General features: G+C 72.4%; 13 protein-coding genes. 5 read left to right on the forward strand and 8 right to left on the reverse strand.

The annotated features are described in order from the left end of the window. Positions 1 to 29: 29 nt before the first annotated feature. Entirely contained in the window at positions 30 to 623 is a 594-nt protein-coding gene (locus tag H181DRAFT_RS11355) for a hypothetical protein (protein ID WP_254666793.1), read from the reverse strand. 274 nt (positions 624 to 897) lie between these two features. Here H181DRAFT_RS11355 and H181DRAFT_RS11360 point away from each other — a divergent pair, with 274 nt between their 5' ends. Together H181DRAFT_RS11360 and H181DRAFT_RS28800 are read left to right on the forward strand one after the other, a co-directional pair. Continuing rightward, positions 898 to 2,028 carry an alpha/beta hydrolase gene (locus tag H181DRAFT_RS11360; RefSeq protein ID WP_052708547.1) on the forward strand — a complete coding sequence of 377 codons (1,131 nt, stop codon included), beginning with the start codon at positions 898 to 900 and terminating at the stop codon, positions 2,026 to 2,028. Beyond that, positions 2,021 to 2,200, forward strand: coding sequence for a hypothetical protein (locus H181DRAFT_RS28800; protein WP_045864216.1), 180 nt, complete (start codon positions 2,021 to 2,023; stop codon positions 2,198 to 2,200). The genes H181DRAFT_RS11360 and H181DRAFT_RS28800 overlap by 8 nt, the downstream gene beginning before the upstream one ends. Before the next feature lie 87 nt (positions 2,201 to 2,287). Here the strand turns inward: H181DRAFT_RS28800 and H181DRAFT_RS11365 are convergent, their stop codons facing one another. Together H181DRAFT_RS11365 and H181DRAFT_RS11370 are read right to left on the reverse strand one after the other, a co-directional pair. Further along, positions 2,288 to 5,194 (reverse strand): AfsR/SARP family transcriptional regulator, encoded by a 2,907-nt coding sequence (locus H181DRAFT_RS11365; protein WP_045864217.1) that lies wholly within the window; start codon positions 5,192 to 5,194, stop codon positions 2,288 to 2,290. 171 nt (positions 5,195 to 5,365) lie between these two features. Beyond that, positions 5,366 to 6,403, reverse strand: a complete 1,038-nt coding sequence (locus tag H181DRAFT_RS11370; protein ID WP_052708548.1) for an AfsA-related hotdog domain-containing protein — start codon at positions 6,401 to 6,403, stop codon at positions 5,366 to 5,368. Positions 6,404 to 6,781: 378 nt separating this feature from the next. Here H181DRAFT_RS11370 and H181DRAFT_RS11375 point away from each other — a divergent pair, with 378 nt between their 5' ends. Beyond that, a complete protein-coding gene (locus H181DRAFT_RS11375; protein ID WP_045864218.1) occupies positions 6,782 to 7,459 on the forward strand; it encodes a hypothetical protein in 678 nt (225 codons plus the stop codon). 24 nt (positions 7,460 to 7,483) lie between these two features. Here H181DRAFT_RS11375 and H181DRAFT_RS11380 read toward each other — a convergent pair whose 3' ends face one another. After that, positions 7,484 to 8,092, reverse strand: coding sequence for a response regulator transcription factor (locus H181DRAFT_RS11380; RefSeq protein WP_074467813.1), 609 nt, complete (start codon positions 8,090 to 8,092; stop codon positions 7,484 to 7,486). A 63-nt stretch (positions 8,093 to 8,155) separates the two neighbouring features. Continuing rightward, positions 8,156 to 9,247: a sensor histidine kinase gene (locus tag H181DRAFT_RS11385; RefSeq protein WP_052708550.1), complete on the reverse strand. Its 1,092-nt coding sequence runs from the start codon at positions 9,245 to 9,247 to the stop codon at positions 8,156 to 8,158. A gap of 630 nt (positions 9,248 to 9,877) precedes the next feature. Here H181DRAFT_RS11385 and H181DRAFT_RS11390 point away from each other — a divergent pair. Further along, positions 9,878 to 10,369 carry a hypothetical protein gene (locus H181DRAFT_RS11390; RefSeq protein WP_045864220.1) on the forward strand — a complete coding sequence of 164 codons (492 nt, stop codon included), beginning with the start codon at positions 9,878 to 9,880 and terminating at the stop codon, positions 10,367 to 10,369. A 280-nt stretch (positions 10,370 to 10,649) separates the two neighbouring features. Further along, on the forward strand, positions 10,650 to 11,531 hold the full coding sequence (locus tag H181DRAFT_RS11395; protein WP_045864221.1) for a helix-turn-helix domain-containing protein: 882 nt from the start codon (positions 10,650 to 10,652) through the stop codon (positions 11,529 to 11,531). 136 nt (positions 11,532 to 11,667) lie between these two features. Here the strand turns inward: H181DRAFT_RS11395 and H181DRAFT_RS29410 are convergent, their stop codons facing one another. The 3 genes from H181DRAFT_RS29410 to H181DRAFT_RS11405 form a co-directional block, all read right to left on the reverse strand. Next, positions 11,668 to 11,823 carry a hypothetical protein gene (locus H181DRAFT_RS29410; RefSeq protein WP_158715433.1) on the reverse strand — a complete coding sequence of 52 codons (156 nt, stop codon included), beginning with the start codon at positions 11,821 to 11,823 and terminating at the stop codon, positions 11,668 to 11,670. 237 nt (positions 11,824 to 12,060) lie between these two features. After that, complete coding sequence (locus H181DRAFT_RS11400) at positions 12,061 to 12,525, reverse strand: PPOX class F420-dependent oxidoreductase (RefSeq protein ID WP_045864222.1); 465 nt, start codon at positions 12,523 to 12,525, stop codon at positions 12,061 to 12,063. A gap of 109 nt (positions 12,526 to 12,634) precedes the next feature. Beyond that, positions 12,635 to 13,558, reverse strand: a complete 924-nt coding sequence (locus H181DRAFT_RS11405; protein ID WP_045864418.1) for a hypothetical protein — start codon at positions 13,556 to 13,558, stop codon at positions 12,635 to 12,637. Positions 13,559 to 13,816 lie beyond the last annotated feature (258 nt).

Here is a 13,816-nt window from a genome sequence, read left to right on the forward strand (position 1 = left end):
AGCGTGGACCGGCTTGTTCGTGCGGAGGGTCAGAAGTTGCCGTTCGACAGGATCTCGCCGTCCTTGTCGTACACCGTCACCAGGCCGTTCTCGCTGTCCCTCCAGTCGGCGAAGGCACTCGCGATCAGCTTGCCGTCGTTGGCGTGGGTGCCCATCATGCCGCCGCTGTAGTCGGTGAACACTTCCGCGGCATCCATGATGTCGTTCTGCTCGTCGGCTCCCTGGACCTTGGTCACGTGCCTGACCGCCTCCTTCTCCGTGGGGGTGCCGTTCTTCTCCACGAATGTCTTGAATCGCTGCGCCTGAGTGGACGTGGCCTTCGCGTCCCCCTCGGGCTTCGCCTCCTCCTTGTTGGAACTCCCCGCCTTCTCCTCGGACTTCGACGCCTCTCCGGGCTCTTCCGCCGTCTCCCCCGGTGTCGCGGCGACGGACGTGTCCGGGCGATTGCTTCCCCCGTCACCGTCGCTGAAGGCGGCCACGGCGACGACGGCGATCAGGAGGCAGGCCACCAGGACGCCGAGGCACGAGAGGCCAACCACCTTCCCGGCGCCCGTCTTCCTCGGCGGCTGCGGCGTCGGCGCGTACGGCTGCTGGGGGGCACCCCATCCGGGCTGGTTGCTCATCTGTCGTACTCCGATGCTGTGGTGGAGTTGCGTCTGCGGGGTGGCAGTTGTGTGACACTCCGGCATTACGGAAAGTTGTAATCACTTGCGTCGATTACTGGCCATTCCGTTCGGTGGCTTCCGGCAACGTCAGGTTCGGTCCCGCCCGCCCGGCGCCCGCTTCAGCTGGGCGAAAGCCGCACCTCCGCCGCGTACAAGGCGGACTGAAGGCGGCCCCTCGACACTGGGCGCGGGCCCGAGAGCCCCCGCGAACCCGGATCCGGACGGTGAGGCAATGGACCACCTGCAAGAGCTGAAGGAATTCGCCCGCCTGCACGCCCGCGGACAGGGAATGCGTCCCGCACGGGCCGCGCACGTCCTGGAGCAGATCACCAACGACGCGCCGGGAGACCCGCGTTCATGGGCGCGGGTGTGGACGGCGCAGGGCGACGCCGCGGCACGCCGCGGCGACCTGCTCGACGCGTGCCGCCACTACGCGCTCGCCCGCTTCCCCAGCCACGAGGACGACGACCGGCGCCGCGCGCAGGAGCTGTGCGTCTCCGCGTTCGACGAGTGGCAGCGGGACCGAGGGGACGTCGAACGACTGGAGTTCGCCCACCCCGACGGCGACGTCGTGTGCTGGGCGTCAGGTCTGGACAGCGAGCGGCCCAGGCCCCTGCTGCTCGTCATGGGCGGAATCGTCAGCGTCAAGGAGCAGTGGGCGCCGCTGCTGCCGAAGCTGCGGCGGCTGGGCTTCGCCGTCGTCGTGGGGGAGCTGCCCGGCGTCGGGGAGAACACCTGCACCTACCACCCGGACTCGTGGCGGCTGTTGCCGTTCCTGCTCGACAGCCTCGCCGGCCGCGCCCGCACCGGAGAAGCCTCACTCATGGCGCTCAGCTTCAGCGGCCATCTCGCGCTGCGCGCCGCGGCGGAGGACGCGCGCATCCGCAGGGTCCTCACCGTCGGCGCACCCGTCCGCGAATTCTTCACGGACGCCCGGTGGTGGCCGCGGGTGCCCCGCATCACCGTCGAGACGCTGCACCGCCTGACCGGGGTGCGGGGCCCAGCGCAACTCCGCGCGCTGCTAAGGGAGTTCGCCCTGTCCGACGACGTGATCGGGGCGCTGCGCATCCCGGTGCGGTACGTCGCCAGCAGCCGTGACGAGATCATCCCCGCCGGCGAGCACGCCCTGCTGCGGAAGGCCCCGGGTGACGTACGTGTGAAGGTTTTCGACGACGTGCACGGTTCACCCGCCCACCTCGGTGGTACCCGGAGGTGGCTGCTCTCCTCGCTGCTGCGGCTGCAGTTCACCGGCCAGGGACGGCGGAACGCGGCGGCGGGATCCGGAGCGGACCAGGCTCCGGGGCGGCAGCCGGCTGATGCCGGCACCACGTCAGCGTCTTCCATGAGAGGCAACCATGAGTAAGCCCCGCCAGTACGGTGCCCGGCCGTCGACCGTACGGCCCTGGTACACGCTCGCCGCGCTCGGCGTCCTCGAGAGCGACCTGACCTCGACGCGGCGCTACCCGGCTCCGCGCCCGCGGGACCGCGCGCACCGGCACCAGGGCGGACGTCCCGCGGGCGGCGCCCAGCCGTGACGCCGTGGGCGGCCGGGCGGGGAAGCCCGGCCGCCCACGGGGCCACGCGGCCGGTGTCGGTGTCGGGGCCGGGGGTCGGGGTCGGTTTCATGCTGCCGCGCTCCCCGCCGCCGGAGCGGGCTGGATGAGCCACACGCCGGGCCGTACCTCCAGGGACAGTTCGCCGGAGGTCTCGCGCCCGCCCCGTCCCGCGGCGGCCCGCGCCTGGCCGGCCGTGCGCCGCGCGTACTCCAGCCACCGCGTGTCGCCCGCCAGTTCGGCCGCCGCCTCGCACTCGCCGAGCCGGGAGAGCGCCCCGTCCGGCCGCCCCCGGCTCAACTCCACGAAGGCGAGGCCCCGGAGGGCCTCCATCGCGCCGCGGGCGTCGCCCTCCGCACGCCCGGTCTCCAGCGCCTGGTCGTAGTGCTGCTCAGCCCGCGCCGTCCCGCCCTGGCCCAGCAGTACGTCGGCCTCGCCGGTGAGGCAGCGCGCGGCACCCGCGGCGTCCCCGCAGCGGGTGAAGAAGTGCCGGGCCAGGTGGTAGCGGTCCGCGGCACGGCCGGCCTGGCGGCGCTGCCAGGCCAGGTCGCCCAGGGAACGCAGCAGCACTGCCTCCGCGTGGGCGTCTCCGGCCTGGCGCGCGGCGTCCAGGGCGAGTTCGTGGGTGGCGTCCCACTCGCCCCACAGGGCGCACGCCTCGTAGTAGCCGCCGAGGGAGGAGGCCAGGGCGGCGGTCAGCTGCCACAGACCGGCGGTGTGGGTCTGCCGGACCGTCTCCAGCAGCCCCGGGGCCTCGTCGTGGAACCACTGAAGCGGCGGACCGGCCGCCAGCCTCCGCACCTCGTCCTCCGGCAGCTCCCATCCGTCGCCGGGTGAAGGCCGCCCCCGGGTGCGCGCTGCGGCGGCCAGCCGGTCCCGGCCGGGGGTCAGCAGGCTGTCCGCGTGCCGGGCCAGGGCCAGGCCGGCGTGTCCGAGCCTGGCCACCGCCGCGGTCGTCCCGGGGCCGCCGGGCGGCGCCTCCTCGGCGAGTGCCTCCACTGCGAGCGACCGCAGCAGCGGGTGGTAGCCGAAGCGGACGGAGCCGCGCGCCCCGGGGATCCGCCTGGCCTCCAGCAGGTGCCGGCGCACCAGTTCCTCGGCTTCGTGCTCCGCGTCGGCGACGCCGGTGCCCAGCAGGGCCGCCGCACTCCACGGCGCGAAGTGGGGCCGCGGTGCGAGCGCCAGCAGCCGGAAGGCGCGCTGCTGCCCGGGTGTCGCGTCCTGGTGGGCGGTCAGCAGGCTGCTGCGTACGTCGAGGTCGCCGAGCGTGAGCGCCGGCAGCCGGCGGCGCTCGTCGCGCAGGCGGACGGCCAGCGCGGCGGGCGTCCAGTGCGGCCGGGCGGCCAGGACGGCAGCCGCGACGCGCAGAGCCAGCGGCAGGTACCCGCACAGCTCGGCGATCTCGGTGACGGCGGCCGGATCCCGGGCTGTTCGCGGTCCTCCGGCGGCGGCCAGCAGCCGCTCGGCGTCCGGTGGGGCGAGCACGTCGAGCGGCAGGTGCCGGACGCCTTCGACGCCTGCCGGCGCCTCGCGGCTCGTGACGACGACGGCGGTCTCCGGGGCGGCCGAGAGCACGGCCCGCACCTGCGCCTGGGAGACGGCGTCGTCGAGGACGAGCAGCATGCGCCGACCCCGCAGGCAGGCCCGGACGCGGTCGGACAGCTCCTCCAACTCGCCGTCGGCGGACGTGGGTTCACCCGGGGCGTGGTCGCTCGCCGCGTGTGCGCGGTCGTCACCGCCCGGAGCGAGGCGGAGCCGCCGCAGCAGCGTGCTGAGGGCACGTGCGGGATCGACGGATCCGCCGCCGGCGTCCCGGAGCCGCAGCAGGACCCGGCCGTCCGGGAAGTGCTCCGCCGTCTCGTACGCCAGCTGGACGGCCAGCGCGGTCTTGCCCGCGCCCGCCCGGCCGGAGACGGCCAGTACACGCGGCGCTTCGCCGTCCCCGCCGACGTCCCCGGGCCCCGGCGCGTTCGCCAGCACGCTCGTGCCCAGCGCGATCTGGTCGGCGCGCCCGGTGAAGTTGGCGATGCGGGGCGGAAGCCACAGCACGGGGCCCGGCTGCAGAACGGCGGCGCCCTCCTGTTCGGAGCCGGCGGTGCTGAGCGTCCCTGTGCCGGGTGTGCCTGTGCCGGGTGTGCCTGTGCCGCGCCCCCCGCCGGCCGCCGTCCCGGCGTCGCGTCGCCCGGCCGGCGGTGGCGTGCCGTCCGGGCCGGTCCGGGGCCGCTCGTGCCACGCGAGAGCGGGGTCGGCGGCAAGGACGCGTTCCAGCAGCCGCTTCAGCTCCGGCCCGGGCTCGACGCCGAGTTCGCCGACGAGCGCATGGCGGGCCCGGTGGTAGGCCGCGAGGGCGTCCGACTGCCGTCCCGAGCGGTAGAGCGCCACCATCAGGTGCGCGTGAAGCGTCTCCCGCATGGGGTGCGCGTGCGCCAGCGCCATCAGTTCGCCGACCAGTCCGTGGTGCCGTCCCAGGCGGAGGTCCGCGGAGATGCGCTGTTCCAGCACCTCGCTGCGCAGCTCCTCCAGCCGTACGGCGCTCGTCTCCAGCATCGGCCCGTGCGGGACGCCCGACAGGGCCGCCCCCGTCCACAGTCCGAGCGCCTGGCCCAGCAGGGATGACGCGTGGGCGTAGTCGCGCTGCTCGTACGCCTCGCGGCCCTGCACGCGCAGCGACTCGAAGACGGTCAGGTCCAGTTCGCCGTCGCCGACGTTCATCAGGTAGCCCGGGGGCCGCGTCTCAAGGGGCTGCCCGGCGTCAGGGGAGCCCACCAGCAGCGCCTTGCGCAGCTGCGACACGTACACCTGAAGGGTGGTGGCGGCGGTGCGCGGAGGCTCCGCGCACCACAGTTCGTCGATGAGGGTGTGGACCGACACGACGCTGCCGCTCTGCACGAGAAGCGTGGCCAGTACCGCCCGCGGCTTGGCCGCCGACGGCGTGCGGGGCGTCATCTGCACGGGCCCCAGGATGCGGAATCGCACGGAGTGCTGCCTTTCGACGGCGGCCCGGGGAGCTGGGCAGGGGCCGCTGGGACGGGTGGCTCGGGGGCAAGGGCGACGCTGCCCCTGGACGACGAGCGACGCTTTCGCGGAGCCGGTTTCGCGGAGCCGTTCTGCTGGGCCGTTCTTGCCGGGCCGGGAGCGCCGGGCTGCTCAGCAGTCCTGCAGCACGCTGACGGAGGACTCCGAGACGAGGCGTCCGCCCTGGGTGAATGCCAGGCGCAGCTCGGCGACGGGGCGTCCCCGTTCGTCCCTGCGCAACCCCGCCCCGGCTGTACCGTCCGCCGGCCGTACGGTGCAGTACAGCGGCAGCCCCGGTGCGGCGAACCCGCGGAAGGACGCCTGCCAGTGCGAGAGGACGGCGTGGGCGGGCTTGAAGCCGTGCAGTTCCGTCGCGGTGAACAACGCGGCCTGGCGCGAGACTTCGAGGAACAGCGCGGAGGTGTACGCGTCGGCGGCGTCCGGGAGGACCCGGCGTGCGGCGACGACGTCGACGGGGAACGTCAGGCCGTCGCCCCGGGTGCCCGGCACGCCTTCCACGGGCGTGCCGATCAGCACGTTGCGGGTGGAGCGGCGTCCGGTGCGCTCGGGAGCGGGGGAGTGGTGCGCGGACGGTGCGCCGTGGAGTTCCGCGGCACGGTGCGCGCTCTCCGGGCGGCCCTTGTTCCAGTGGTGACGGTGGACGAGCGGGGTGGGGAACGCGATGCGGGCGTCCGCGGTGCCGCAGCGCTCGCCGTCGATGTCCACCGTCGCGCCGCAACTGAGGCTGTGCGGAACGCCGTTGACGATGTCGGCGGGAGTGACGCGCAGGTCGAGCGCGATCTGCGCGCCGCCCGTCGTGCGGCGCCACGGTTCGACGTCGGTGATGTCGGTGGCCCCGAAGGTGAGGACCATGTGGCGGCTCTCCGGGATGCGGAAGCAGCGGCGCGCGGCGAAGACGGCGGTCTGCCGCAGCGACTCGACGGCGAAGAGCAGGTCGTGGAACGCCGCGACGCCGTCGCCGAACAGCGGGTGGTCGCCGGGAAGTTCGGCGGAGAAGGCGAACTGCTGCGGGACGGGCGGAGTCGACTGGAGCAGGAAGGCTTCCGGCGTCTGGGGCCGGTGCACCAGGTGGTGGGGCCCCAGGAGGGACGTGGGCAGCGCATCGGAGCGCTGCGTGCGGACGGCTGCGGTTCTGGGCACGACGGTCATGAGGGTGTCCTCTGCTCAGCGGCAATGCCCGGCGGGACGACGGCCGCCGGAAAGGAAGATCTGAAAGCCTTGGTGCGCCTTCAGGCTTTCCTGCTCCGCTGTAGCACCAGGGAAGAAAAACTGTAGTCCTGAGGGGCAGTTGGGGCGAAAGGCTCAATTCCGTGCCCGGCGGCCGGTGACGTCTGTCACGGGCTTCCCTTTCTGTGACCGGCGTCATGAATACCCGGGGACGCGCGGCGGAAATCATCATTCGCCTCCCGGAATCCGAAGCGTGCGATATGAAATTTTCACCCCGCGCGGGTGATCGGAAAGCTGTCGCGCCGTTCCGGTGCGCTTGCATACTTTGACTGGCAGTCATGCGTGCGAAAGGGGGCCGTCGTGCCGCTTCCGTCCGGCAGTTGCCCGGTGCACCTCTGGTCGCTCTCCGAGGACGTGGTCGTCGAAGCCGGGGAGAACGACAACGAGATCGTCCTGACCGGCCGCTGGGGCAGTGAGTGCGTGCAGGGCGGCTGCGCCGTCGTACGCGAGGTGCTGCACCGCATGGTCCTCGGCCCCGTGCTGCTGGTGAACGCCGGTGTCAGGAGCAACGGTTCGGACTCCGACCCGAACGCGTACCTCTTCCTGATGCTGCTGCTGAGCCGCCTTTCCCACCTGGTCGTGCGCACGCTCGGCCTGGACGATCTGAAGGGCCCCCTGCTGTCGGTGCAGCCCGCCTCCCGGCGCGCGTCCTTCACCCCCGAGCGGCTGCCGACGCTGCGGGAGGTGCGGCTGCCTCCGGGGGTCTCCTTCACCCTCGAACCGGCGGGCGTGGCACTGGAGTCGGCGGACTCGCCGCACCGCGTCGTGCTCCACCGTCCCGAAGCGGTCTGGGTGGTGGGCATGCTGGCGTGGCCGGTCACCCCTGACGCGGTCTCCTCCGCGCTGCCGCTGCCGTCGAAGGTGACGGAGGGCATCCTCGACTATCTCGCCGGTGCGGGAATGGCCGCCCCGGTCCGTGAACCGGCGGCGGGCGGAGACCGCCCCCGGTTCACGGACCGCGGCGGCGACGGCTCCTGAGCCGGTTCGGCCGCGGGCCCGCCGTCAGAGCAGCCAGCCCGACTCCCGCGCGATGCGCATCGCGTCGACCCGGTTCCGCGCGTTCGTCTTCGTCACGACCGTCGTCAGATAGTTGCGCACCGTCCCCGTCGACAGGTGCAGCAGGGAGGCGATCTCGGAGGCCTCCGCGCCCTCCGACGCGAGCCGAAGCACCTCCGTCTCGCGCTCCGTCAGCGGACTGTCCGTACCGCCCCAGGCGGCGAGGGCCAGCTGGGGGTCGACGGCGCGGTGGCCGGCGGCCACCCTTCGTACGGCGGCGGCGAGTTCCTTCGGCGGCGCGTCCTTGAGGAGGTAGCCCGAGACTCTCGCCGCCAGCGCCCGGCGCAGCGTTCCGGGCCGGCCGAGGCTGGTGAGGATGAGCGTCCGGCACTCCGGCAGCTTCTCGTGCAGCATCGACGCAGCGGTCAGCCCGTCCAGACCGGGCAGGTCGATGTCGATGACGGCGACGTCGGGGCGCTTGTCCAGCGCGGCCGCCACCACCTCGTCACCGCGCTCCAGTTCGCAGACGACCTCGAAGTCGTCCTCGAGGTCGAGCAGCGCCACCAGCGCTCCGCGGACCATGTGCATGTCTTCCGCGAGCAGTATCCGTATCACGACACCCCCGTGTGAGCTCTGCGCATGCGTGTCCGCATCGGTCGTCTCCCGGCGGCCGCCCGGTCAGGCCGCCGGCCCGTCGAGCGGCAGCTCGGCGGCGTCCACCGCCGCGAGCTGCCGTACGGTGCTGACCGGGGCCTCGGCCACCAGCCGGTACATGCCGTCCTTCCCCCTGCCCGAGGTGAGGCTGCCGCCGACGGCGCGCAACCGTATCTCCAGGTTCCCCAGGCCGCTGCCGCTGTACGGAGAAGGATCGTGGTAGGCGGGATCCACGCCGTCGTTGGCCACCGACAGCCGTACGAACCCGTCCTGCTGGATCCCCTCGATCTCGCAGACACGCGCCCGGCTGTGCCGCAGCAGGTTCGTCACCGCCTCCCTCAGCACGGAGGCGAGGACCGTGTCGACCCGCTGGTTCAGGACGCCGAAGGACAGCCTCGACCGTACGACGATGTCCGCCGCGCCGAGCACCGACTGGGCGGAGACGACCTCGTCGCGCAGCGACATGTCGCGGAAGCCGCTCGCCACCCTGCGCACGTCCGCCAGCGACTGCCGCGAGATGCGCAGCACGTCGGCGACCTCCTCCGTGGCGCGCTTGGGATGGGAGGGGATGAGGCGGTGGATCAGTTCGCTCTTCAGCGTGATCGAGGAGAGGCTGTAGCCGAGCAGATCGTGCAAGTCGCGTGCGAAGCGCAGACGTTCGCGCGTCACGGCCATGCGCGCCAGTTCGTCGCGTGTGTCGTGGACCTCGCGGACCAGCTGCGAGAGCCGGGTGAGCCCGTAGACCACCAGGCCGGTGAGGAGGCTGGACTGGCACAGGTGGATGGCGTCCAGCGTCGAGCGGTCGTCCAGCAGCGGGGGCAGCAGCATGCTGAAGCCGACGGAGCCGTACAGCGTCCAGGCCAGCCGCGCGGGCAGGAGCAGCAGCAGCGAACCGGCCAGGAAGCCGGCCATCGCGCCCCACATCGCGCGGAAGGCGACCATCGGCAGGTAGGTGAGGACCGCCTGGACCGACAGCGTCGTCCACTTCCGCCAGGCCGGTGCGCGATGCGCGCCGGGCGCCGAGTGGGAGAGCTGGATCAGGAATATCGCGGCGAGACTGAGAAGGGCGGCAACGAGTTTCCCGGGGCCGAGCTGCGCGCTCAGAATGTTGAGCATCGTAATGGTCAGATAGCTGAGAAGAGCAGCCAGAAGAATGGCCTGGGCCAACCGCGGTGCCGGGAGATTCCGGCCGCGGTCGGGCGTAAGGCCCATTGCGGCTGCTTCCGGTAGGGCAGCGCCGCCGAGCCGGTCGTGAAGTGCCATTTGTGCACAGCCTCTGCAATCGCTCATGTATGCGCTGTCAGGGAGGAGCATATGTGAGAACGCGTAAGGCCGAGGGGTCGATGGACGATTTGAAATGCGCTGTGCGCCACGGCTGTTCGCGATGTGCGCCACCGGGGCCGCCGCCGCGGGACGGACGGCCCGCGCCTCGCTTCCCGTTGACGGGACCCGGGGCGTACGGGGGCGGCCGCCCCTCCCTGACCCGGCCCGTCCGTCATCCCCCTTGCTGCATGGCGACCGTCCTCCCGAAGCGTCCGCTGGGACAGTGTGACTGGGGTGATGATTCTGTGAGGATGCGGCAGGCGGGCACAGTGCAGCGGTCACGAACGGCATGTGAAGAACTCATACATCCCTCCGCGGCACCGCTGTGACCAGCGGTTTCCCCTCGCCGGCAGCGCCGGCCGGGGAGGTCTCGGAACCCGGGCGGCGCCACCGCCGTCAGAGCGGTGAAGCTGGAGGTGGATCATGCGACAAGGCACCACAGGCAAGGCCCGTACGAAGACCGCACTCGCCCTGGCCCCCGCGCTGGCCGTCATGGCACTGACGGCGACGGCGTGCGGAGGCAGCGGCCAGACCGTCAGCAGCGAGGCACCGAAGAAGCAGTCCCGCTTCGAGAAGCGCGCCACGCAGATCGAACAGGACTGGCCGAAGGTGAAGCGGACGAAGGAGCGTCACAACGACATGCTTCCGCTTCAGGCCGCACAGCGCCCGGTCCAGGGCAAGGAGGACTCGCTGACCGTGACCGTCGGCCACGGCGGCTGCGACAGCAGCTACGGCGCGCACGTGCAGGAGACGGACAAGCTCGTGATCGTCGCGGGCTGGGCCAAGGAGAAGAAGGACGCCGACTTCTGCACCAAGCAGCTCGTCAGCGACAAGACGAAGGTGAAGCTCGAGAGTGAACTCGGCGACCGCACCGTCGTCGACGCGGCGACGGGTAAGGAGCTGCTGAAGGGCTGAACCACCGCGACGGCGCACCGCGGTGCGCGTCCGCCCCCGCCACACCCCGTGCACGGTGCGGCCCCCCACCACCCGGTGCGGGGCCGCACCCGTGTGAACTGCCCCTCCGCACGGGGATCTTCGACCTGCCCCTCAACCGGAGTGGCACCGCTCTGATAACTTTCCTTCCCGACCGCATGGTTATCCCCATCCCCATCACAACCACGCGGCGGGCGAGGGCAGTTGGGCATCCGCACGGATGCCGGCGGCTGCTCCGGGCGCTGCGGTCAGGAGCCAGTGCGTGAGCGAGGCACTGCCGAGTGGCCAGAGCGCACCCACGGTGCTGCGCATCGTTCTCGGCAAGCGGCTGAAGGAACTGCGCGAGAGCCGCGGCGTCACTCTCGAAGGTGCCGCCAAGGCGCTGAGCGTCAGCCACCTGACGATCCGCCGCATCGAGAACGCCCAGGTCAGTCTGAAGATCCCGTACGTCAAGGAGCTGCTGAGGCTCTACGAGGTCTCCGAGACGGAGGCCGAGAGCTTCACGGCCATGGCCGAACAGGCCAACGAGCCCGGCTGGTGGCACAACTACAAGACGGCGCTGCCCGACTGGTTCAGGGCGTACGTCAGCCTGGAGACCGCTGCCCAGGTCATCCGCGTCTACGAACCGCACTACATGACGGGCCTGTTGCAGACACGCGACTACGCCCGCGCCGTCATCCGGGCCGGCTTCCCCTACGAGCCGGAACACGCCCTCGAGCACAGGGTCGATCTGCGCCTGCGCCGCCAGGCGCTGCTGGGCGGGCCGGACTCCCCGAAGCTGTGGGTCGTGCTGGAGGAGGCCGTGCTGCGCCGCGAGGTCGGGGGCCCCGCCGTGATGCGCGGCCAGATCGAGCGGGTCATGGAGGTGCTCGACGATCCGCGCGTCACGCTGCGCGTCCTGCCGCTGGCGGCGGGCGCCCACTCCGGAACGACCGGGCACGTCACGTACTTCCGCTTCAAGGAGCCGGAGCTGCAGGACATCGTCTACACCGAGGTCGGCCTCACCAGCGCCGTCTACCTCGACCAGCGGCCCGACGTCGTGACGCACCTGGAGGCGTACACCCGCATCTCGCGGCTCGCCTCCGAACTCGTCCCCGACACGCGCGCCTACCTCGACAGGCTCCGCAAGGAGTTCATGCGCTGAGACGCCGGTACCCCCGGACCGCCCCGACCGCGCCGCACAGCAAGAAGGTCCGCGGCTCTCCCGTGGGGGAGCACCGCGGACCGGTCGTCGGGTCAGGTGCGCGCGGCCGTTCCTCAGCGTGGCCGCGCGGGCACACTCAGTCGATGCCGCGCCAGATGTGGGGCTCGAAGCCGGGCTCTTCCTCGTCGTCCACGCCGGCCAGCAGCCACAGCGGCGCTTCCAGCGGCAGGCTCAGCTCCTCTCCGAGAAAGGCGCTCTCCATGGGTGACCGTGACTGGATGGCCGTGGTCATTCTTCGTCAACTCCCCTGTGAATTCGGGCGCGGGGCCGTACGGCCCCGTAGTCGCGACCGCCTCCCCGTAAGGCTCCCGCACTCCGATTCTGACCTGCGGAAGCACGTCTCGCAGCCCGACGGAACAGAGCGGCACGCCGTGCCGTGAGCAGGGGCGACCGGCACGGCCGGGGCACGCGCGGGCGCCCGCCGGGGACATGCCTGGCAGGGCCCGGTGCCGTGGCGCCGGGAAGACGATCAGCCGGCGAGACGCGCGGGGAAGCCGCCCGTCGCAATCGGCCCCCAGTGCCGCGGCGTGATCCGGATCAGCGACTTGCCCTGCTTCAGCATCGCGGCCCGGTACTCGTCCCAGTCGGGGTGCTCGCCGGAGATGTTGCGGAAGTACTCCACCAGCGGCTCGACCGACTCCGGAGCGTCGATCACCTCGGCGTCCCCGTCGATCTGCACCCAGGGGCCGTTCCACTCGTCGGAGAGGACGACGACGCTGACGCGCGGGTCCCGCCGCGCGTTGTGCGTCTTGGCGCGCTCCGGATACGTCGAGACGACGATCCGCCCCGAGTCGTCCACGCCGCACGTCAGCGGCGAGGCCTGCGGCGAGCCGTCGGAGCGCCGGGTGATCAGCAGGGCGCGGTGGCGCGGGCGTACGAATTCGAGCAGGCCGGGCAGCTCGACGCGGGTGTTGGTGGCGATGGAAGGGCTCATGCGGCGAAACGTACGTCATGCGCCGCGCTCGCTGAACCCGCGCCGCCGCGTCCCGCCCCGCCGGGCGCCCGTACCCGCGTCCCGCCCTGCCGGCTCCGGGGCCCGGGACTCAGGTGTCGCACTCCAGCACCGTGCGGCAGAGCCCGCAGCGCGCCCGGACCCTTCCGCGCACCGGCACCCTGATGCGCTGGTTGCAGACGGGGCAGGGGAAGGAGACCCGCATCGGCGAACGCCCCTCGAAGGCGTACCCCTCGCCGTCCACCGCCCGCGCCGGGGGAGCCGGCTGCGCCTGCGCCCGGCGGCGGTCCCTGGCGTAGCGGCGGCGCTCCGCCCAGCCGGCCCCCTCCAGAGGCGGCCGTGCGGCCTCCGCACGTGCCAGGGCCCTGCCCTCCACGTACGCCTCGTACGCCTGCGGGCTGGTGAACCACACCGCGGGGTCCTCACCGGACACGGCGGCCCGCTTCGCCAGGACGTAGCCGTACTCCTCCGGCGTGAGGTAGCCCAGCTTCTGCGACGAGAGCGGGTCCTGCCGGAAGGCGTCCAGCAGCAGCCAGCCCGCTCCCAGGTACGTGGTCGCGGTGTCCGTGAGGATCTCGTCGTCCTCGGTCCCGTCGAAGGAGAGCCCCAGGCGGTGCAGGAAGACGTGCGCCACCTCGTGCGCGAGCGCCGCGCCGATGTCCCGGCGGTGCCTCGTGAAGCGGGCGTTGAGCTCCACGAAGTACTCGGGCCCCGCCGTGAGTTCGACGTGCGCGGCGTCCCGCATCCCGCTCCGGAACGAGACGGCGACACGGGCGTCCGGCAGGCGGAAGTGGTGCACCATCACGCGTGCGATGCGCTGCGCGCCGTCGAGGAGGTCCTCGGAGTCGGAGAACGCCACGTCGCTGGGGAGCACGCTCGTCCCGAACCGCCGCGGCCCGTCCTCCGGGAGGCGCCGGTGGAGCGCCGTGATCGCGGCCCGGACGGTGCCCAGGTGGGGAAAACCGCGCCGGACCGGGGCCCCGGGGGCCCCGCCTCCCGCGTCCCGTGCCGCCATCGGCACCACCCCCGCAGTCCGTCGCTCCCCTGCCACTTTACGTGCACGGCCGCCGCGGCCTCGTCCGCGTTCGCGGCGCTGGCCGAACCGGCCTCCAGGACCTACTACGACAAGAGGATCGACACCCCCGGCTGACCACCGCTGGCCCGACGGCCCGACACCCTCGCACGCTCGGCCCGGACACCGCTCGACTGTGCCGGGCCGCGCCGCGGCACTTGCAGGCGACTTCAATCAACTGGCGCTGCACACAACGCAGTT

Origin of the sequence: Streptomyces sp. WMMB 714 (genome assembly GCF_900090125.1) — a bacterium.
Taxonomy (GTDB): Bacteria; Actinomycetota; Actinomycetes; order Streptomycetales; family Streptomycetaceae; genus Streptomyces; species Streptomyces daqingensis.